Genomic DNA, 20,676 nt, shown 5'->3' with positions numbered 1-20,676 from the left:
CTGCCCAAAACTATAAATACACAGGGTCCTTGCATGCACACCACCCCACAACCGCGACGAGCCGCGGCCGCAGCCTTTATTGGCACGACCATCGAGTTCTACGACTTTTACATCTATGCCACGGCGGCGGCGCTGGTGCTCGGGCAAGTGTTCTTCCCCAGCAGCGACCCGGTGATGAGCACCCTGGCAGCCTTCGGCAGTTTCGCCGTCGGTTTCATCGCCCGTCCCATGGCCGGCATGGTTTTCGGTCACTTGGGTGATCGTCTGGGCCGCAAGAAAATGTTGCTGGTGACCATGGCGCTGATGGGCGTGGCCACCGCTGGCATCGGTCTGTTGCCCAGCTACGCGAGTGTCGGCATCTGGGCGCCGGTCGGCCTGATCGTCCTGCGCCTTATCCAGGGCATTTCGGTCGGTGGCGAGTGGGGCGGTGCGGTGTTGATGGCCAGCGAACACGCCCCGGCCAAGCGCAAAACTTTCTACGCGTCTTTTGCCCAACTCGGCAGCCCGGCCGGTTTGTTGCTCGCCTTGATTGCCTTTCGTCTGGTGACGTCCCTTGAACCGGAAGACTTTCTCGCTTGGGGCTGGCGCCTGCCGTTTCTCGCTAGCGGTGTGCTGATGATGGTTGGGCTGATGATCCGCTCCGGCGTCCACGAGTCGCCGGAATTCGCCAAGGCCCGGGACAACAACGAGACCGCCAAATACCCGGTGAAGGATGTGATCCGCACTTGCTGGCGGCAGATTCTGTTCGCGGCTGCCGCCGTGACCATCGGTTCGGCGGGGTTCTTCTTCACCAACACTTTCATGATCACTTACGTCACCCAGTATCAAGGCATTCCTCGCTCGACGATTCTCGATTGCCTGTTCCTGGTGACCGTCATTCAGTTGCTCTCGCAACCGGTCTCCGCGCTGCTCGCCGAGCGCATCGGCGAGGGCCGCTTCCTCAAACTCGTCGCTCTGCTGTGCATGGTCACGCCGTACCCGATGTTCATGCTGGTCGGGACGCAGAACATTGTGCTGATGACCCTCGGCATCGCCCTGGCGGTGGTGATTCTCTCGGCGTTGTACGCGGTGATCGCCGGATACATGACCCAGGCGTTCCCGGTGCACCTGCGCTACTCGGGCATTTCCATCGCCTACCAATTGAGTTGTGCGCTGGCTGGCGGCACCACGCCGCTGATCGGCACGCTGCTGGCCAGAAAATTTTCCGGACAATGGTTGCCGCTGGCGGTGTTCTTCACCTTGCTCTCGGCCCTGTCCCTGATCGGTGTTTGCGGCCTGGCCCGCCTGCGCGCCAACCCGGTCGTCACCCACGCTGCTAAAGAGGTGTATTCGTGAGTAAACCTGAACACATCGGCCCGGTTGAATGGCAAGCCCGTTGCGAACTGGCTGCGCTGTATCGGCTGGTCGCACACTTTCGCATGACCGACCTGATCGACACCCACATAACCCTGCGGATTCCAGGGCCGGAGCATCACTTCCTGATCAATCGCTACGGGGTGATTTTCGATCGCATGCGTGCCTCGGACCTGGTGCGTATTGATCAGGACGGGCGAATAGTCGACCCGCACTACGAAGGTCATCGGGTCAACGCCGCAGGCTTCGTCATTCACTCGGCGATCCACATGGCTCGCCCGGATCTGAACTGCGTGATCCACACTCACACCGCCGCCGGCATGGCCGTCGCCGCGCAGAAGCAAGGCTTGCTGCCGATCAGTCAGCACGCCTTGAAGTTCTACGGCAAGTTGGCGTATCACACCTATGAAGGCATCGCCTTGTCGCTGGATGAGCGCGAGCGTTTGATTGCCGACCTGGGGCCGCACCGGGCGATGATCCTGCGCAATCACGGGTTGTTGGTCGGCGGTTCGGGCGTGGCTCAGGCGTTTCAGGAGATCCATTTCCTCGAGCGCGCCTGTCAGGCACAGATTGCGGCGCTGGCCGGTGGTTCGGCGCTGCATTACCCGTCCCCGGAAGTCTGCGCACACACCGCCGAACAGTTTGACCGCGATGAGCAGGACAACATCATCGACCTGGCCTGGGAGGCCGCCCTGACCCTGATCGAATCCCAGCGCGAGTCCTATTTATCTTGAAAACCGTCATCAATACCGTGGTTTTGCTGTCCCGCGACACTCTGCTGCTCAAGCAACTGCAAGCTGCGTTTGCCCGTAGTGCGCCGCAACTCACCACCGTGCTGGCCGATGATCCGTTGGCGAGGAATGCGCAGATCGCGGCGTGCTGGTTTCCCTTGCCGGGCAGCCTCGCCGCGTTGCCGAACCTGCAAGTGATTCACTCGGTGGCGGCGGGTATCGATCACCTCGATCACGATCCGTCGTGCCCGGATTTGCCGGTGTGCCGGGTGGTCGATCCCGGCCACCGTCAGGGGATGACCGAGTACGTGCGCTGGGCGGTGATTCACTATCACCGCGGCTTCGATCAAGTGCTGTTGCAGCAACAGGAACAACGTTGGGAGCGGCCACTGCAACGGGCGGCGGGGCAGTTCAAGGTCGGGGTGATGGGGCTCGGGTCGTTGGGCAGCGCCATTGCCCAGGACCTGGCGGCCGCCGGTTACGACGTTCGTGGCTGGGCTCGCCGCAGCAAGGATTTGCCAGGCGTTCAGACGTTTGCAGGAGCGGAAAAGCTGAACCCGTTTCTCGACGGCCTGGAGCTGTTGATCAACCTGTTGCCGTTGACCAGTGAAACCCGCGGCATCCTCGGCAATGCCACGTTCGACCGACTTGCCAACGGCGCCGCGCTGGTCAATTGCGGCCGGGGCGGGCACCTGAACATCGACGATCTCGAACACGCGCTCAAACGAGGAAAACTGCGCGGTGCTCTGCTGGATGTTTTCGAACAGGAACCGCTGCCGGTCGATCACCGTCTCTGGTCTATGCCTTGCGTCACCATCACCCCACACATGGCGTCGGCCGCTTCCCACGACTGTATCGCCGAACAAGTCGCGGAGAACTTCCGCCGTTTGAATGCCGGTGAGCCCTTATTGAATTGTGCGGACAGAACACTGGGTTATTAATAAGAAAGTGCCTTGCAAACTCGCCCACTGAGTTGGGCGATACATAACAACAATCCCTCACCTCGAACGTTTTACTGCCAGTTAAAACAATTAAATAACGAGTTCTTGAAGAATTCCTGGAGTCAGTGATGAGCGATCTATCGTCTGTAGAAAAGTCCGGCGCACCACCTGAAGTTGCAAACATGAAGAAAGTGGCCGTGGCCAGTGTCATCGGCACTACGGTGGAATGGTACGACCTGTTTGTGTTCGCCACGGCTTCGGCGCTGGTGTTCAACAAAGTGTTCTTTCCGGACTTCGATCCGCTGATCGGTACATTACTGGCTTTCGGTACGTTTGCTTCGGCGTATCTGGCCCGGATTGTCGGCGCGGCCCTGTTCGGACATTTCGGTGACCGCTTGGGACGCAAGTCGATGTTGCTGGTTTCGCTGTTGACCATGGGGGCTGCGACTTTCGCCATCGGGTTATTACCGAACTACGCATCCATTGGCATCTGGGCGCCGATCCTCTTGTTGCTGCTGAGGGTCATTCAAGGCTTGGCGCTGGGTGGCGAGTGGGGCGGGGCGGTGTTGATGGCGGTGGAACATGCACCGGCCAACAAGCGCGGTTTGTACGGCTCCTGGGTGCAGATCGGCGTTCCGGCCGGGACCATGATTGCCAATTTGGCCTTCCTGCTGATTGCGGCGTGGCTGTCGCCTGAAGACCTGTTGGCCTGGGGCTGGCGTATCCCGTTCCTGGCCAGCGTGTTGCTGATCGCCGTCGGTTTGTACATCCGCTTGAACATCTCTGAAACCCCGGCCTTCAACAAGGTCAAGGAAGCGGAGGTCCAGGTGAAAATGCCGTTGACCGAAGTGTTCCGCAAATACTGGAAGCAAGTGGTGCTGGGTGGGATCGCCACGATGTCGACCGGTGCTTCATTCAACATCATCGTCGCGTTCGGCCTGACTTACGGCACGCAGAATCTTGGCTTCAGCCGCAGCGTGATGCTCGGCGTGGTGTTGCTGTCCTGCGCCTGGTGCATCGTCATGCTGCCGGTGTTCGGCGCGCTGTCGGACCGTTACGGACGCAAGCCGATCATCGTCGCCGGCATCGTGGCTGAAGCGTTGGTGGCGTTCCCGATGTTCTGGTTGATGGACACCAAAGAGCTGTCATTGGTGATCTTCGGCTACCTGCTGCTGATGACCGCGTTCGCCGCTAACTACGGACCGATTGCGACCTTCCTCGCCGAGCTGTTCGGCACGCGTGTGCGCTATTCGGGGCTGTCGATCAGCTACATGTTGTCCGGGCTGCTCGGCAGCGCTGCGACGCCGATCGTCACCACGGCATTGCTGGCGGCGACCGGCAAAGGCTCGTCGGTGGCCTGGTACATGATCGGCTCGGCGCTGATTTCCCTGGTGGCGCTGTTACTGCTGACCGAGACCTTCAAGCGAGACATCAGCGAAATCCCGACGGCGGTTGCGACCGACGACCAACCCGTTCGCAAACCCTTCAAATCGGCTGCGGCCTGATCCATGGAGTTCAACAACATGCGCAGAATTCAGTCGGCCCCGGGCTTCATCGGTCCGGTCGGGCCTTACTCCCAGGCGGTGGTCAGCGGCCATCTGGTGTTCACCGCCGGGCAGATTCCGGCCCAGAGCGGGCTTGATGATCAACCCGCCGATTTCACTGAACAGGTGCGGCAAACCTTGCGCAATCTGCAGGCGATCCTGATTGAAGCCGGTTCGGATTTCAGCCACGTGATCAAGGTCAACGCCTACCTGACCGATCCCGCGCAACTGGAGCCGTTCAACGCGGTGTATCGCGAGTTCCTTGGCCATGCGCCGCCGGCACGCACCACCGTCTGCGTCGCGCTGTGGGGCGTGTCGCTGGAAATCGATTGTGTGGCCGAGTTGATTGCAAAGGAGCCGCAACATGGATGAGTCGCAGCTGATCGAGCCGCTAAAAAAGGTGAGCTTTCCGACCTTGGGGCACTTCCTGGAGGAGGGCTTTGCCGATTCGCAACTGCGGGCCATGGTGCCTAATGTGAAACTGGTCGGCCGCGCGCTGACCCTGAAACTGGTTGGCGCCGATGCCATCGCGGTCAACCAGGCCTTAGCGCTGATCCAGCCCGGTGATGTGTTGGTGATCGACACCGGCGGCGACTGGCAACACGCCCCGGTGGGCGCCGTCACCAGTTGCGCGGCGAGCTGTGCCGGTGCGGTGGGCATCGTGGTCGACGGCGTCGTCACCGATCTGTTGGAACTGCGTGAGGCCGGGCTGCCGGTCTTCGCCCGTGGTACCAGCCTGCTGACCACCAAACTGTATGGCCGTGGTGACAGCGAGATCAATCAGCCGATCCACTGCGCCGGCGTCACGGTTCGCCCTGGGAACCTGGTGCTGGCAGACGACAACGGTGTGCTGTTTCTCGACTGGCCAACCGCGGCTGGTGTCATCGACCAGGCGTTGGCCTCCGATCAAGCCGAACCGCGTTTGTTGGAGCGCTTGCGCGCCGGAGAACCGGTGGCGCAGGTGTTGCGCGTCTAAACCGTCAGGCAGCGTTGCAGGCTTTCGAGGAAAACCGCCTCGGCCCGGCTCATGCGCTGCTCGCGGTTCCACAGCAAATGAATGTCCACGTCGGCAATCCCTTCGTGGGGCGGCAGACGCCAGAGCAATCCGGCTTCAACGTCCGCCGCCACCACATGCTCGGGCAAACAACCGATACCGAACCCGGCGATCACCAGCCGCCGGACTTCCTCCAGGCTCGGTGACGACGCAACGATCCGTCCGCTGAAGCCTTGCTGATCACGGAAAATCGTCAGTGGCGAGAGCATGCCGCCGATCTGGTCGCTGGTGAAACTGACAAAATTCTCTCGCTGAAGATCGCCTTCGACCACGTTCTGCCGGCCGAACATCGCATGATGCTTGCCACAGAAAAACGCATAGCGCTGACGCAGGAACAGCCGTTGTTCCAGGCGCGGTTGCGAGCGGCGATTGAGGCTCAGGCCAAGGGTTGCGGTCTTTTCCTGCAAGGCGCTGACGATGTCGGAGCTGCGCATCACATCGACTTCCAGATCCACTCGCGGATGCTGGCGGTGGAAGTCCGCCAGGAAGTCATCGAAACGTTCCGAGAAGATCCGGCTGACGATCAGCAGGCGAACTTTGCCGATCACTTCGTCAGCCGGCTGCTCCAGCACGCTGCTGACCTGAGACATCTGCCCGTAGATTTCCCCGGCCAGTTCGAAAATCTGTTCGCCGACTTCAGTCAGGGCGAACCGTGGTCCGCGACGGGCGATCAGTTGGCGTCCCAGCTGTTCCTCCAGACGCTTCAGCGCCTGGCTCACCGCCGGTTGCGTCAGGTGCAGGCGGGCGGCGGCGCGGCTGATGCTCAGTTCCTGACCGATCACCCGAAAGGTGCGCAGCAGGTTCCAGTCCAGACGGTCATTGAGCAGGCGTTGTACATCGCGTTCGGCCATGGCGGCTCTCGATTATAAGCCGTAGTAATAATCAGCATAATAAATAGAAAATTGACTAATCATAGCCCCGGGACGATAAATCATCCCCAGACAGGCGCCGCCAGAGTGCCTCGGATTTGCTGTTTCACTCCTGCCAAAAAAACAATCAAAGGAGCCCGACCCATGAAGCCCCAAGCTTCGTCACAGCCGCGCCGTGCGGCAGCCGCCGCCTTCATCGGCACGATGATCGAGTGGTACGACTTTTACATCTACGCCACCGCCGCCGCGCTGGTGTTTGGCGCGCTGTTCTTCCCTTCCGACGACAAACTGTTCAGCACCATGGCCGCGTTCGGCACCTTCGCCGTGGGCTTCTTTGCGCGACCGTTGGGCGGGATTATTTTCGGCCATATCGGCGACCGCATTGGCCGCAAGAAATCGCTGATCATCACGTTGTTGATGATGGGCGTGGTCACGGTGTGCATCGGCTTGCTGCCGACTTATGCACAAATCGGCGCCACGGCACCGGTGTTGTTGATTCTGTTGCGCATCGTCCAAGGCATCGCCGTCGGTGGTGAATGGGGCGGGGCGGTGTTGATGGCGGGCGAACATGCGCCGAAAGGTCGACGCAACTTCTTTGCGTCCTTTGCGCAACTGGGCAGCCCGGCCGGTTTGATCCTGTCGTTGCTGGCGTTCAGCGCGGTCACCCGTTTGCCGGAAGAAGACCTGATGAGCTGGGGTTGGCGCCTGCCGTTCCTCGCCAGTTCGCTGTTGCTGCTGGTGGGGCTGGCGATTCGCCTGGGCGTGAATGAGTCTCCGGAATTCCTCGCCAGCCGCGAACTGGCCAGCAAAAGTACGCGCAAGGAGCAGGCGCCGGTGATGGAAGTCCTGCGCACCGCGTGGCGTCCGCTGCTGCTGTGCATCGGCGCCAACACCCTGGGGATTGCCGGGGTGTATTTCACTAACACCTTCATGATCGCCTACACCACCCAGCAACTTGAACTGCCGCGCTCGTTGATCCTTGAGTGCCTGTTTGTGGTGGCGATCATTCAGTTCTGCATTCAACCGCTGGCGGCGTGGGTGGCCGAGAAGATCGGCGCCACGCGCTTCCTGTGCCTGGTGTCGTTGCTGGCCATGGCGTCGCCGTACCCCATGTTCGTGCTGGTCAGCTCGGCCCAGGCGCCGCTGATCATCCTCGGCATCGCCCTGGCGGTGGTGTGCATGGCGTCGTTCTACGCGGTGATCGCCGGTTACGTCAGCGGCATGTTCGAGACCCGCGTGCGCTACACAGCGATCTCGTTGGCGTATCAGATTTGCGGTGCCCTGGCCGGTGGCTTGACGCCGCTGATCGGCACGATGCTGGCGCACACGTTCGCCGGTCAATGGTGGCCGATGGCGGTGTTCTACAGCCTGATCGCCGCGACTTCGCTGATCTGCGTCCTGTCCCTTGCCCGTCGCCATGCCAGCGCTGAACGCATCGAATTGGCCAGCGCTTAATCCAAGTTTTCCAGGAGAGAATCATGTTGAAGATTAACGGCGAACGCCTGTGGGCGAGCCTGATGGCGATGGCCGAAATTGGCGCCACCGCCCGTGGCGGCAGCTGCCGTCTGGCCCTGAGCGATGAAGACAAGGCCGGCCGCGAATTGTTTGCCCACTGGTGCCGCGAAGCCGGCATGACCCTGAGCGTCGATGCCATCGGCAACCTGTTCGCCCGTCGCGCCGGCACCGACCCGGACGCTGCGCCGGTGATGATGGGCAGCCACCTCGACACCCAGCCTGAAGGCGGCCGTTTCGACGGCGTCTACGGCGTGCTTGCCGGCCTGGAAGTGGTCCGTCGTCTCAACGACCTCGGCATCCAGACCCGCAAGCCGCTGGAAGTGGCGGTCTGGACCAACGAAGAAGGCGCGCGCTTCACCCCGGCGATGTTCGGCTCGGCGGTGTTCACCGGGATCATGCCACTGGACGCGGCGCTGGCCGTGCGGGACGTGGACGGCATCAGCGTCGCCGAGGCTCTGCAGCGCACAGGTTACGCCGGGGAACGTCCGCTGGGCGGCGCGGTGGACGCGTACTTTGAAGCGCACATCGAACAAGGGCCGATCCTCGAAGACAACGCGAAAAGCATCGGTGTGGTCAGCGGAGGCCAGGCGATCCGCTGGCTCGACGTGCGGGTCGAAGGCATGGCCGCCCACGCCGGCACCACGCCGATGCCGTTGCGCAAGGACGCTTTGTACGGCGTGGCGCGAATGATCCAGGCGATCGAAGGCTTGGCCACCGATTTTGCGCCGGAAGGCCTGACCACCGTCGGCGAGTTGAGCATTAACAAGTCGTCGCGCAACACCATTCCGGGGCTGGTGAATTTCACTGTCGACTTGCGTCATCACTGCGACGAAGCCATCGAGGCGATGGAGCAGCAGGTCCGCGAGCGACTCCAGGCAATTGCCGACGGTCGTGGTCTGAATCTGACGATCACGCCGCACTGGATCAGCCCGGCAACCCCCTTCGATGCCGATTGCGTGGCGGCGGTGCAGCAGGCGGTGGACGCGCTGGGCTACGCTCAGCAATCGATCGTCAGCGGTGCCGGGCATGACGCGATTCATCTCGCGCGGTTCTGCCCGACGGCCATGGTGTTTATCCCGTGCGTCGGTGGGTTGAGCCACAACGAAGCCGAAGATGTGCTGCCCGAAGACGTGCGTCAGGGCACTGATGTCTTGCTCAACGCCGTGCTCGCTCGCGCCGATAAAGTCGAGTAAACGCAAGCCCATGTGGGAGCGAGCCTGCTCGCGAATGCAGGCTGTCAGCCAACATCATTGCTGGATGACACACCGTATTCGCGAGCAGGCTCGCTCCCACAGGAGGGGGGCACAAAGTTTCAAGATCTACGTTAACTGACAGGTATTAACCGATGCGCAGTTTTTTCCACCCTGAACAATTGCTTCACCATCCACGCAGCTACTACTCCCGTGGGCAGATGCGTACGCCGCAGGAAGTGCCGGAGCGCGCGCAGCGATTGGTGCAGGCGTCGCACTCGCTGGGTTTTAAAGTCGAACAACCGGCCGATGCCGGGCTCGCTCCGCTGTTGGCGGTTCACGGTGCGCCATACCTGACGTTTTTGCAGGAAGCACATCAGCGCTGGAAGGAAATCCCCGAGGACTGGGGCGACGAAGTGATGTCGAACATCTTCGTTCGCGAGCCCAACGCCCTGCGCGGGATTCTCGCTCAGGCCGCCCGTTATCTGGCTGACGGCAGTTGCCCGGTGGGCGAGCAGACCTGGCGTTCGGCGTATTGGTCGGCGCAAAGCGCGATTGCCGGCGCCCAGGCGTTGCTGGATGGCGAGCCGGCGGCTTACGCCCTGTGCCGTCCACCGGGGCACCATGCGCGGGCGGAAGCGGCGGGTGGTTTCTGTTATGTGAACAACGCGGCGGTGGCGGCGCAGGTACTGCGCGGCGGGTTTGAGCGAGTCGCGGTGCTCGACACCGACATGCACCACGGTCAGGGGATTCAGGAGATTTTCTATGACCGCGAGGACGTGCTCTACGTCTCGGTGCATGGTGATCCGACCAACTTCTATCCGGGGGTTGCCGGGTTTGCTGATGAACGCGGTGTCGGGAAGGGCGAGGGCTTTAACCTCAACTTGCCGATGGCGCATGGGGCGAGTGAGGCGGACTTCCTGGGGCAATTGGAAGCGGCGTTGGCGGCAGTGAAAGACTTTGGTGCCGAGGTGCTGGTGTTGTCCCTGGGGTTCGATATTTTCGAGCTGGACCCGCAGAGTAAAGTGGCGGTGACTCGGGAAGGGTTTGCGCGGCTGGGCGAGCGGATTCGCAGCCTGGGGTTGCCGTGTTTGATTGTGCAGGAGGGGGGGTATCACCTGGAGAGTCTGGAGGATAATGCCCGGGCGTTTTTTGTGAGTCCTGAGATGTGGCTACTCTGAGATCTTTGGTGTCTGGTAGATCGCTATCGCGAGCAGGCTCGCTCCCACAGGTGATCGAGTGGAATTGAAGATTTCCAGTCAATACCGGCCAATGTGGGAGCGAGCCTGCTCGCGATGAACGATAACGCGGTCCTCAAGATGAAACACAAGCGCTGTAAGGCACTTGCCATCGCCCTGACGTTAACGTAAAGATTGCGCCAGGGCGCTGAACTTAAAAAGCGCAAAGCGGACCGATCCGGAGCGCTTGATGACGCTAATAAAAACACCTTCCCCCAAGCTGCACCGCGAAGCCCGGCTGGCCCGGGAAAAACTCCATCTCGAAGGCGAAGTGCCCGATGGGGTGTTGCGGGCGGAAATCGATGCGTCGTGGCGGCGTAGCCTCAGCCATGGCGTGCATTTCAATGGCAAGCATGAACTGGCGCTGGAATCGAGTGCGAGTCTCGACGTGCTGTTGGCGAGCAATCGGTTGCTGATCGACGCGGCATTGCCGGCCATTGATTACCTGGCCGAGCGTCAGGGCAAGGACGGGCTGATCATCCTCGCCAATTCCGACGCCACCATCCTCGCCGTCGAAGGACGCGCCGATCGCCTCAAGGGCAGCGGCCTGCAAGACATCACCCTCGGTGCCTGCTGGAGCGAAGCGGCTCGTGGCACCAATGCGCTGGGCACCGCGCTGGTGGAAGCCCGGCCAACGATGATCGATTGCGGCGAGCATTACCTTGATCGCCTGACCGATTTCTCCTGCACCTCGGTGCCGATTTATTGCCCACAGGGCGACATCCTCGGCGTCCTCGACCTGACCCGCGAAGGCCCGCTCGGCCGCGTTCATGACAGCACTGCATTGCTGGCCATGGCCGTCAGCCAGATCGAAAGCCGGGTGTTCAACGCCCGTTTTCCGGACCAGATCGTTCTGGCGTTCCATAGCCGTCGGCAGTACCTCGAATCCCCTTGGCAAGGCCTGTTGGCGGTGAGCCTTGGCGGGCAGATTCTCGCGGTCAGTGCCCAGGCCTGCCAGTTACTGCATGCCGAGCGTTCGGCCCTGGTTGGTCGGCGCTGCGAAGAGTTTCTGGGCGTCGATGGCCTGCAACTGCTATCGCGCCTGCATCAGGGCGGCATCGGCAGTTTGCAGACCGCCAAAGGCGAATTCTTCTACAAAACCCTGCGCGCGCCGCAGCGTTCGATCAACGTCAGCAGTCCACCGCGAACCACAGCCAAAACCGCCAAACCACAACCGGACCTTGATTCCCTGGCCGGCAGCAACGTCCGATATGCCCGTGCCTTGCGCATGGCTCGCCAAGGCCTGGCCAATGAATTGCCGGTGTTGCTGTTGGGTGAAACCGGCACCGGTAAAGAAGTCATTGCCCGCGCCTTGCACATGGCCGGAGCCCGCTGCGACAAACCCTTCGTCGCGGTGAACTGCGCGGCGATCCCTGAAGGCCTGATCGAGTCGGAACTGTTCGGCTACCGCGAAGGTGCGTTCACCGGTTCCCGTCGTGGCGGCATGATCGGACGCCTGCAACAGGCCCACGGCGGCACCTTGTTTCTCGATGAGATCGGCGACATGCCGCTGGCCCTGCAGGCTCGTCTGCTTCGGGTGTTGCAGGACCGCAAGGTTGCCCCGCTGGGGGCCGGCGAGGAACAGGACATCGACGTCGCGTTGATCTGCGCCACCCACCGCGACCTCAAGCGTCTGGTGGAAGACAAGCACTTCCGTGAAGATCTGTTTTACCGGGTCAACGGTATCAGCGTGATGCTCCCGGCCCTGCGCGAACGTGACGATTTCAGCGGCCTGGTCGGCCGCTTGCTGGCCAAGCTCGACGCACCGACGGTGGTCTTGCATGACGATTTGAGCCGCTTGCTCGGCGCCTATCACTGGCCGGGCAACATCCGCCAATTGGAGATGGTTTTACGAACCGCACTGGCCATGCGCGAACCGGGGGACACTGTGCTCACCCTTGACCACTTGCCCGACAGCATGCTCGACGAATTGGCTGCCTGCGAACGCCCTCAGGCTGGCAGTATTCGTGAAAACGAACTGGAGCTGATTCGCCAGTCCCTGGACACTCATCAGGGTAACGTCTCGGCCGCCGCCGACGCTCTGGGCATCAGCCGCGCGACCCTGTATCGCAAGCTCAAACAGTTGCGCTCGTGATGCAGCGCTTGATCGTTCGGCTGGTCGACAGCCAGAACCCCGAAGCGCTGCAAGCGGCGTTGCGCTGGCTCTACAGCTTTGTGCGACCGCATCGTCTGGCGATTGCCGGGCTGCTCGGTTTATCGGCCTGTGCCTCGTCGCTGGTGCTGGTGCAACCCTGGCTGACCAAGTTGCTGATCGACGACGGCCTGCTGGCGCGCAACTTTCCAATGCTGGTGCTGATTGCCGGGCTGATGATCGTGGCCGGGCTGCTCGGCACGGTGCTGTCGGGGATCAATCGTTACCTGCACACACGGTTGTCCGGGCGGATTCTGTTTGCCCTGCGTGATGACCTTTATCGGCATCTGCAAACCCTGTCGCCGAGCTTCTACGGCCAGCGGCGTATCGGCGACCTGATGTCGCGCCTTGATGGCGATGTGGCAGAGATCCAGCGCTTTGCCGTGGACTCACTGTTTTCGGCGGTGTCCAGCGTGATTGGCCTGGTGGTCGCCGTGGCGATGCTGTTGACCTTGTCGTGGAAACTCTCGCTGCTGGCGTTGGTGCTGATTCCCCTCGACGTGCTCTGGCTGCGCTGGATGCGGCGCAAGGTAGAGCGCGATGTTCGGCAGTTGCGCGAGCGTTCGGCGGACATGTCGTCGTTCATGGTCGAGACCTTGCCGGTGATGAAGTTCATCCAGTCTGCGGGGCAGCAACAGCGTGAAGCGCGGCGGCTGGAGACGCTGGGTCACGGCTACATGAGCCAGTTGCTGCGCCTGCAAGTCACCGAATTTTTCACCCAGGCAGTGCCGGGTACGCTGACTTCGTTGTCCCGGGCCTGTGCGTTTTTGATTGGTGGTTATTGGGTGGTGCAGGGCACGTGGCAACTGGGCGCGCTGATCGCGTTTTCCACCTATCTGGGAATGGCGGTCGGCCCCGTTCAGAGCCTGCTCGGCCTCTATGTCGCGATTCAACGGATGACTGTCAGCCTTGGGCGAGTCATGGAGTTGCGCGGTGAGGAGCCGACCGTTCTCACGCCGGTCACGCCGCAACCGATACCGACCTCCGGCGAGCTGCGTTTCGACAATGTGCACTTCAGCCATCCCGGTCGCCCGACCACCCTGCGCGGTATCGAAGCGACGATCCCCTACGGCCTGAAGGTTGCCCTGAGCGGCGGTTCTGGGGTCGGCAAATCGACCTTGATCGACCTGCTGCAGCGGCACCACGATCCGCAGTCCGGCCGGGTCTTGCTGGGGGAGATCGACTTGCGCGAACTGGACCTGTTCCAGCTGCGTCGGCGGATTGCCGTGGTCAGTCAAGACATCGTGCTGTTTCGCGGCAGCCTCGCCGACAACCTGGCCTACGCCGTACCGGACGCCAGCCGCGAAGCGATTGCCGAAGTGGCGCGGCTGGCGCAACTCGACAGCCTGATCGACTCCTTGCCCGAAGGCCTCGACAGTCCCTTGGGCGAGCGCGGCCAGCAGCTGTCCGGTGGGCAGAAACAACGCATCGCGATTGCCCGGGCGCTGTTGCAGGACCCGCTGATTCTGGTGCTGGACGAAGCGACTTCGGCGGTGGATGAAGCCACCGAACGCGAAGTGATCGAGGCCATCGACCGACTGTTTGCCGGGCGTACGCGGATCCTGATCAGCCATCGTCCTTCAACCCTGGCCGATGCCGATCTGCGCTTCGAATTGCTTGACGGCGTACTCACTTCAAAAACGGTGCTGCATGAAGCCTGAGTTGCGCATTGGCGTGGTGGACAGTGGTCATTCGGCGGCGCAGCGGGTGCAGGTGGTCGCCGGGCGGCGGTTTTCGTTGCTGGAAGACGGGTTGGCCGAAAGCGACTTGCGCGACGATCCGCTGGGCCATGGCAGCGCGGTGATCGAGGCCATCGGTCGGAGGGCGCCGTCGGCGGTGTTTTGCGTGGGCCAGGTGTTCGACCAGCGTGGCGTCACCAGCGCCTTGCAGATCGCCACGGCCATCGATTGGCTGGTGGCGCAGGATGTACGGCTGATCAATTTGAGCCTCGGTCTGCGTCAGGATCGCAGCCTGTTGCGTGAAGCCTGCGCGGCGGCGGTGGCCCGGGGCATTCTGCTTTGCGCGTCCAGCCCGGCCCAGGGGGACGGGGTGTTCCCGGCGAATTATCCACAGGTGCTGCGAGTGACGGGCGATGCGCGTTGCGCTGAACAGGAATGGTCGTGGCTCAACAGCGCCCAGGCGGATTTTGCCGCGTGTGTGCATGGCACCTATCCGGGGCAATCCGGCGCCAGTCTTGGGTGTGCGGCGTTGAGCGGGCACATTGCCGGTTTTCTGGTTGCGCATCCTGATGCAAGCAATGCGCAGGTGATTGAGTGGCTGCGAGAGAACGCCCGTTATCGCGGTCCTGAACGGCGCTTCGGGCCATGATGGTGATTCTTGGCGCCGGGCCAGCCGGGGCGGCGGTCGCGTTGGGACTGCGGCGACTCGGTTATCCCGTGACGCTGGTCAGCGAGTGGCGCCGGTTTGCCGCGCTGGAAGGGGTGTCCGTGCGGGTGCTCGATGCCTTGCGCGGCGCTGGCCTGAGTCAGGCGCTGGCGGATGCGGCATTGCCTTCCCAGCGGCAGGTGTCGTGGAACGGCCAGCAGCATGCGCAGAACATTGAATTTCTGTTGGATCGCCCGAGCTTTGATCGAGGCCTGCGTGAAGACTTGCGCCTGGCTGGCGTTGAGCTGATCGAAGGTCGGGTGTTGACCGTTCACACATCGACTTCGGGGTACCGGGTCGAGATCGAAGGGCGCGAGGCGCTGGTCGCGGATTTTCTGGTGGAGGCCCGTGGACGTCAGGCGCCGGCCCTCGGCAAAGGCCTGCGCGGACCGGAGACGGTCAGCCTGCTCAATCGCTGGCAAGGCACGCCGGGCAGCACCGCCAGTGCCGTAGAAAGCCTTGAAGACGGCTGGGCCTGGATGGCGCGGCAGGCTGACGGTCAGTGTTACTGGCAGTGGACGGTGGACGTGGCCAGCGCCGAGTTGCCGGGCAAGGCGCTGTTGCTCGATTACTGTCGTCAGCGACGCCAGGGCTCGGCGTTGGCCCAGGCGTTTTTCGGCGCCGGGCCTGAACGGGATCTGCAACTGCATGCCCGCAGCAGCACGGCGATTTTGTGTCCACAGGTCTGTGGCGATCACTGGATTCGGGTCGGCGATGCGGCAATGGCGGTGGATCCGCTGTCGGGCAACGGTATTTTTCAGTCCCTGTCCTCGGCATTACAGGCGCCGACGGTGATCAACACGCTGCTGCGTAAACCCGAGCGGGCGGCATTGGCCCAGCGCTTTCATCAGCAACGGGTGGAGCAGTTGTTTTTGCGATTTGCGCGGATCGGACGGGATTTTTATGCCGATGAGCAGCGATGGCTGGATCAGCCGTTCTGGCAGGCGCGGCGGCTGTGGCCGGATGCTGAGGTGGCGCATGCCGAGGCGGATTTTGCGGCGTTGAGGATTGAGCGGGCGCCGGTGTTGAAGGAGGGTTTTGTGGATGAGGCCGAGGTGGTGATCACGGCGGATCAGCCCTTGGGGATCTGGCATGTTCAGGGGGTTGAGCTGGCGCCGTTGGTGCGGCGGTTACAGACCGAGCCTGCTGAACAGGCGTTGGCCGGGTTGACGGTAGAGCAGGGGCGGGTGGTTCGGAGTTGGTTGTTGGCTCAGGGGTTCAAACCCTGAAATGTGAGCCGACTGGTCTGGCCCTATCGCGAGCAGGCTCGCTCCCACAGTGGATTTGTGATCGACGCAAAACTACTGTGGGAGCGAGCCTGCTCGCGATGGCGCCAGTGTGGACGCCCGCAGATCAGAGCTTGATCAACACCGACTTCAACTCGGTGTAATGCTCAATCGCCGCATACCCCATTTCCCGCCCAACCCCGGACATCTTGTACCCGCCAAACGGCAGCGCCGGGTCCAGGGCGCTGTGGCAGTTGACCCACACCGAGCCCGACTTGATCCGCGGAATCATCCGGTGCACCGCCGCCAGATCATTGGACCAGACGCTGGCCCCCAGCCCATAAGGACTGTCATTGGCCATGCGCAACGCATCGGCTTCGTCATCGAACGGAATCGCCACCAGCACCGGGCCGAAGATTTCTTCCTGCACCAGCGAGTGCTTCTGATCGACATCGACAATCACCGTCGGTTTGACGAAGAACCCCGGCCCGAACTGCTCGCCGCCGCAGGCGATGGTCGCGCCGCTTTCGCGGCCCATTTCGATGTAACGGAACACCCGCTCCTGTTGACGCGCCGAGATCAGCGGACCCATCTCGACACTCGGGTCCAGGCCATTGCCGAGTTTCATGGCATTGGCGATGTCGGCGATGTCCGCCACCACATTGTCGAAATGCTTGCGTTGCACATAAAGCCTGGAGCCTGCGCAGCACACCTGGCCCTGATTGAAGAAAATCGCGCTGGCGGCGCCTGCGGCGGCGGTCTTGAGGTCGGCATCGGCCATGACGATGGTCGGTGATTTACCGCCCAGTTCCAGGGTGACCCGGGTCATGGAGTCCATGGCGATCTTGCCGATCTGCTTGCCCACGGCGGTGGAGCCGGTGAAGGTCAGTTTGTCGACCAGCGGGTTGTGAGTCAGGGCAGAGCCGGCCGTGATGCCAGTGCCGGTGACCACGTTGAACACGCCTTCGGGGTAACCGGCTTCCAGCACCAGTTCGGCCAGTTTGAGCGCGGTCAGCGGGGTTTCGTCGGCGGGTTTGAGCACCACGGTGCAACCGGTGGCGAGGGCCGGGCCGAGTTTCCAGCAGGCCAGCAGCAGCGGGAAGTTCCACGCGACGATGGCGCCGACCACACCCACCGCTTCGCGGCGAATGAAGCTGTGGAACTGATCGTTGGGCATCAGCGGCAACGACACTTCAACGCTGGAACCTTCGATCTTGGTCGCCCAACCCGCCATGTACCGCAGGAAGTCGATGGACAGCTGCACGTCCATCACCTGGGCGACCGCCGCGCTTTTGCCGTTGTTCAGGCATTCCAGTTGCGCCAGCAGTTCGGCGTCGCGCTCAATCAGATCGGCGAGTTTCCACAACAGGTTCTGCCGCTCCCGGGGACGGGTGCGGGTCCAGGCCGAATCATCGAAGGCCTGGCGGGCGGCGAGCACGGCGCGGTCGACATCGTCGGGCGTGGCCCGTGGCACCACGCACAACACTTCGCCGGTGGCCGGGTTGTGCAGGGGCATGGTCTGGCCGTCGGCGGCTTCGACCCAGTCACCGCCGATAAGCATGCGCGGGGCGCGCTGGATGAATGCCGAGGTGGCGGGAAGCAGATAAGGGAGCGACATGGCGAGGCCTCTTGTTGTTCGTGAGAACAGGGCTTTCGCAATGGCTGTGCCAAGTGACCGGGAAGAGCGGGACAGCCCTTGGCTGGCGGGGTTTACAGGGTGCAAAGGGATGACGATGGTCGCAATTTTTCGCAAATTGCGACAGCCGCTGAGACGACGAGCAACCGGTTTCATCCTTGAGACACCCACCATTGAGGATTAGAATTTTCAGGCTCGGTGGGTGAAGTGACGGACCGTTCATCGGCAAGATATCTGGCCCGAGGGAGGTAGCGATGTTCCTTTCAACCCTGGAAATTCAAAACATCATTGAGCACAGTTTTCTGCCCGCCGTCTGCACGTGCAACATGGAGGCAGACCAGTCCCTGACGATTCGGGTCTGTGATTGCATGACCGGCAAAGTGGATCTGGTGGCCACGCACGTTCCCCTGTGGACACTGGACAGTCCCCATGCCATCGCCTCCCTGGTGGCGGACATGCGGCAAGAAATCGAGGCTCACAAAGGCGTTCACCCGACCTTTTACATCTGAACCGGTGTCACGCCGCACCACGCGAGGGGGGCGGCCACGCCGAGGGTTCAAGCGGCAATTTCCCGTGAGATTTCCTCGAATGTGCTGCCATCCACCGCCGCCAGCAACGTTCTGTCATCCTTGAGCGTCGCCAGAAAGGTCACTTCGGTTTCCTTGCCGGCCAGCATGAACCCGGCAATCGCGCCGATAGGGCCCAGCAGCATGGCCCCGGCTACGCCGAAGCCGATGGCATCCTTGATGGTGTTGATCGACTCCTCGTTGGCGACTTCCACGCGCTTGAACGACGAGAGTGGCAGGGTAATGCCGGGCCACGGGTGAAGCGACGTCCTGAGGGTAAAAACACCGTCCCTGTACTCACCATCACCCTGCAGAAAGTCCCCCGCCAAGACAGTGATGCTTGCCATTTTTTATCCCCTGACTGGCAATCGGAATCACCATTTCGCGCCTGCAGTGATCCGTCGTCAATCGTCGTGCGATGAACTGTCCCGGCGTGGGCATCTATGCTTGTCTCAGACTGCAACAACTGTCGCGATATTAGACGCAGGCGATCTCGTCAAGACGCCGTTCAAAGCCCATGTCTTAACGCAACTGATTGATAAAAAAGGATATCGGCAAGCTGGCACGCTCCGTGTATTGCTCATTGCAGACGTTTCTCTTGCCTCCGTCAGCGGTTCGCCGCCGACGGCAGAAACCATAAAAACGATAAGCCACAAAAATAAGAAAGCACCGTGCGAGGTTCGACGTTGATGAAGAGAAAACTCCGATCAGGCCTGAGCGCCAGTCTGCTGGCCGTGGCGGCCTGTGTAGCGCTGCATTCGCCTTACAGCCTGGCAGCCCGCGACGCCCAGGCCATCCTCAAGGAAACCTGTCAGGGTTGTCACACCCCCGAAGCCGATACCGCCCTGAGCCGCATCAGTCACCAGCGCAAGACCCCCGAAGGCTGGCTGATGAGCATCGCCCGCATGCAGACCATGCACGGTTTGCAGATCAGCGATGACGACCGCCGCACCCTGGTCAAATACCTGGCCGACACCCAAGGGCTGGCGCCGAGCGAAACCGACGGGGTGCGTTATGCACTGGAGCGCCGGCTCAATACCGTCGAGACGTTCGACGACCAGGTCAGCCAGATGTGTGGCCGCTGTCACTCCGGTGCGCGCGTCGCCCTGCAACGGCGTCCGGCCCAGGAATGGGAGCGTCTGGTGAATTTCCACCTCGGCCAATGGCCGTCTCTGGAATACCAGGCCCTGTCTCGCGACCGTGACTGGTTCGACCTGGCCCGAAAAGAAATGGTGCCGCTGCTGGCCAAGCGTTATCCGCTGGACAACCCGGCCTGGAAAAAATGGCTGGGCACCGCGCCGAAAGCCGATGCGCTGGTGGGCGACTGGAGTTTCAGCGGCCACTTGCCGGGTAAAGGCGAACTGGCCGGGGTGATGAGCGTCAGCGCCGATGGCAGCGACACGTTCAAGGTCAGCGTCAAAGGCCAGTACGCCGATGGAGCGCCGTTCAATGGTGACGGCAGCGCGATTCTCTATACCGGCTACGAATGGCGCGGCAACGTGACCATCGACGGTGTGACCATGCGCCAGGTGTTCGCCGCCCAGGGCAACGCGATGCAAGGCCGGATGTTCGAGGCCGAGCATGACGAACGCGGTCTGGACTTCGTCGCCGCCAAGCAGGGCAGCAGTCGTTTGCTGGCGGTGCAGCCGGGTTATCTGAAGGCCGGCGCCGAAACTGAAGTCACCCTGATCGGCAGCGGTCTCACCGGCAAGCCGAACTTCGGCAAAGGTGTGGAAGTGCTCGAAGTCGTCGAGCAGAGCCCGGATCGGATCAAGGTCAAACTGAAAGCCGCTGCCAATGCCCAACCGGGCCTGCGCACCGTCACCGTCGGCACGCTGAAAGGCCCGACCCTGTCGGTCTATAGCAAGATCGCCGAAGTCAAAGTCGTGCCTGAATTCTCTGTGGCGCGGATCGGTGATGGCGGTGGCTCGACGCCGAAAGTCCAGGGCCGTTTCGACGCCGAAGCCTGGGGCAAGGGTGCCGATGGCAAGCCGTATCGCATCGGTGTGTTCCCGGCGCAATGGTCGGTCGAAGCCTTCGACGATCGCGCCAAGGAAGATGAGGACGTCAAGTTCGCCGGCACCATGCAGGCTGACAGCGGCGTGTTCACACCGGGCGATGCCGGGCCGAACCCACAACGCAAAATGTCCACCAACAATGCCGGCAACCTGAAGGTGATCGCCGCCGTCGACGACGCAGGGAAATCCCTGACCGGCGAAGGCCACATGATCGTCACCGTGCAACGCTGGAACAATCCACCCATTCCCTGATGTTGA

Annotated in this window: 18 protein-coding genes; 15 read left to right on the top strand and 3 right to left on the bottom strand. The window is 62.0% G+C overall.

The annotated features are described in order from the left end of the window. Positions 1 to 33 precede the first annotated feature (33 nt). The 6 genes from ACYZUD_RS14005 to ACYZUD_RS13980 all read left to right on the top strand — a co-directional run bounded on the left by ACYZUD_RS14005 (position 34) and on the right by ACYZUD_RS13980 (position 5,545). Positions 34 to 1,335, top strand: a complete 1,302-nt coding sequence (locus ACYZUD_RS14005; protein WP_462024537.1) for an MFS transporter — start codon at positions 34 to 36, stop codon at positions 1,333 to 1,335. Next, on the top strand, positions 1,332 to 2,087 hold the full coding sequence (locus tag ACYZUD_RS14000) for a class II aldolase/adducin family protein (RefSeq protein WP_462024536.1): 756 nt from the start codon (positions 1,332 to 1,334) through the stop codon (positions 2,085 to 2,087). The genes ACYZUD_RS14005 and ACYZUD_RS14000 overlap by 4 nt, the downstream gene beginning before the upstream one ends. Then, complete coding sequence (locus ACYZUD_RS13995) at positions 2,084 to 3,025, top strand: 2-hydroxyacid dehydrogenase (RefSeq protein WP_462024535.1); 942 nt, start codon at positions 2,084 to 2,086, stop codon at positions 3,023 to 3,025. The genes ACYZUD_RS14000 and ACYZUD_RS13995 overlap by 4 nt, the downstream gene beginning before the upstream one ends. A gap of 128 nt (positions 3,026 to 3,153) precedes the next feature. Continuing rightward, on the top strand, positions 3,154 to 4,530 hold the full coding sequence (locus ACYZUD_RS13990) for an MFS transporter (protein ID WP_462024534.1): 1,377 nt from the start codon (positions 3,154 to 3,156) through the stop codon (positions 4,528 to 4,530). Between the two features lie 18 nt (positions 4,531 to 4,548). Continuing rightward, positions 4,549 to 4,941 carry a RidA family protein gene (locus ACYZUD_RS13985; protein WP_462024533.1) on the top strand — a complete coding sequence of 131 codons (393 nt, stop codon included), beginning with the start codon at positions 4,549 to 4,551 and terminating at the stop codon, positions 4,939 to 4,941. Beyond that, positions 4,934 to 5,545, top strand: a complete 612-nt coding sequence (locus ACYZUD_RS13980; protein WP_462024532.1) for an RraA family protein — start codon at positions 4,934 to 4,936, stop codon at positions 5,543 to 5,545. The genes ACYZUD_RS13985 and ACYZUD_RS13980 overlap by 8 nt, the downstream gene beginning before the upstream one ends. Here the strand turns inward: ACYZUD_RS13980 and ACYZUD_RS13975 are convergent. Next, the gene (locus tag ACYZUD_RS13975; protein ID WP_462024531.1) at positions 5,542 to 6,474 is read right to left on the bottom strand and encodes a LysR family transcriptional regulator; all 933 of its coding nucleotides are present in this window, start codon (positions 6,472 to 6,474) and stop codon (positions 5,542 to 5,544) included. The genes ACYZUD_RS13980 and ACYZUD_RS13975 overlap by 4 nt on opposite strands. Before the next feature lie 162 nt (positions 6,475 to 6,636). Between ACYZUD_RS13975 and ACYZUD_RS13970 the strand changes: the two genes are divergently transcribed. From ACYZUD_RS13970 to qhpG, 7 genes are all read left to right on the top strand, one after another. Then, complete coding sequence (locus ACYZUD_RS13970) at positions 6,637 to 7,947, top strand: MFS transporter (protein WP_462024530.1); 1,311 nt, start codon at positions 6,637 to 6,639, stop codon at positions 7,945 to 7,947. A gap of 23 nt (positions 7,948 to 7,970) precedes the next feature. After that, a complete protein-coding gene (locus tag ACYZUD_RS13965; protein ID WP_462024529.1) occupies positions 7,971 to 9,200 on the top strand; it encodes a Zn-dependent hydrolase in 1,230 nt (409 codons plus the stop codon). A 152-nt stretch (positions 9,201 to 9,352) separates the two neighbouring features. Continuing rightward, positions 9,353 to 10,378 (top strand): histone deacetylase family protein, encoded by a 1,026-nt coding sequence (locus tag ACYZUD_RS13960; RefSeq protein WP_462024528.1) that lies wholly within the window; start codon positions 9,353 to 9,355, stop codon positions 10,376 to 10,378. A gap of 247 nt (positions 10,379 to 10,625) precedes the next feature. After that, positions 10,626 to 12,530: a sigma-54-dependent Fis family transcriptional regulator gene (locus ACYZUD_RS13955; RefSeq protein WP_462024527.1), complete on the top strand. Its 1,905-nt coding sequence runs from the start codon at positions 10,626 to 10,628 to the stop codon at positions 12,528 to 12,530. Further along, positions 12,530 to 14,248 (top strand): ABC transporter ATP-binding protein, encoded by a 1,719-nt coding sequence (locus ACYZUD_RS13950; protein WP_462024526.1) that lies wholly within the window; start codon positions 12,530 to 12,532, stop codon positions 14,246 to 14,248. Before ACYZUD_RS13955 ends, ACYZUD_RS13950 begins: the two co-directional genes overlap by 1 nt. Next, positions 14,238 to 14,915: a subtilisin-like serine protease QhpE gene (gene qhpE, locus ACYZUD_RS13945; protein ID WP_462024525.1), complete on the top strand. Its 678-nt coding sequence runs from the start codon at positions 14,238 to 14,240 to the stop codon at positions 14,913 to 14,915. Before ACYZUD_RS13950 ends, qhpE begins: the two co-directional genes overlap by 11 nt. Continuing rightward, positions 14,912 to 16,201, top strand: coding sequence for a flavin-dependent monooxygenase QhpG (gene qhpG / locus ACYZUD_RS13940; RefSeq protein ID WP_462024524.1), 1,290 nt, complete (start codon positions 14,912 to 14,914; stop codon positions 16,199 to 16,201). Before qhpE ends, qhpG begins: the two co-directional genes overlap by 4 nt. A 124-nt stretch (positions 16,202 to 16,325) precedes the next feature. Here the strand turns inward: qhpG and ACYZUD_RS13935 are convergent, their stop codons facing one another. Next, on the bottom strand, positions 16,326 to 17,816 hold the full coding sequence (locus ACYZUD_RS13935) for an aldehyde dehydrogenase family protein (RefSeq protein WP_462024523.1): 1,491 nt from the start codon (positions 17,814 to 17,816) through the stop codon (positions 16,326 to 16,328). A 272-nt stretch (positions 17,817 to 18,088) separates the two neighbouring features. On the opposite strand from ACYZUD_RS13935, the gene ACYZUD_RS13930 reads away from it, so the two are divergent. Then, a complete protein-coding gene (locus ACYZUD_RS13930; RefSeq protein ID WP_462024522.1) occupies positions 18,089 to 18,343 on the top strand; it encodes a DUF1652 domain-containing protein in 255 nt (84 codons plus the stop codon). A gap of 47 nt (positions 18,344 to 18,390) precedes the next feature. On the opposite strand, the gene ACYZUD_RS13925 is transcribed toward ACYZUD_RS13930, so the two are convergent. After that, positions 18,391 to 18,747: a hypothetical protein gene (locus tag ACYZUD_RS13925; RefSeq protein WP_462024521.1), complete on the bottom strand. Its 357-nt coding sequence runs from the start codon at positions 18,745 to 18,747 to the stop codon at positions 18,391 to 18,393. A 342-nt stretch (positions 18,748 to 19,089) separates the two neighbouring features. Between ACYZUD_RS13925 and peaA the strand changes: the two genes are divergently transcribed. Continuing rightward, complete coding sequence (gene peaA, locus ACYZUD_RS13920; protein ID WP_462024520.1) at positions 19,090 to 20,670, top strand: quinohemoprotein amine dehydrogenase subunit alpha; 1,581 nt, start codon at positions 19,090 to 19,092, stop codon at positions 20,668 to 20,670. Positions 20,671 to 20,676 lie beyond the last annotated feature (6 nt).

This window comes from Pseudomonas sp. XS1P51 (genome assembly GCF_054897845.1).
This window is presented reverse-complemented; position numbering and strand designations above follow the sequence as displayed.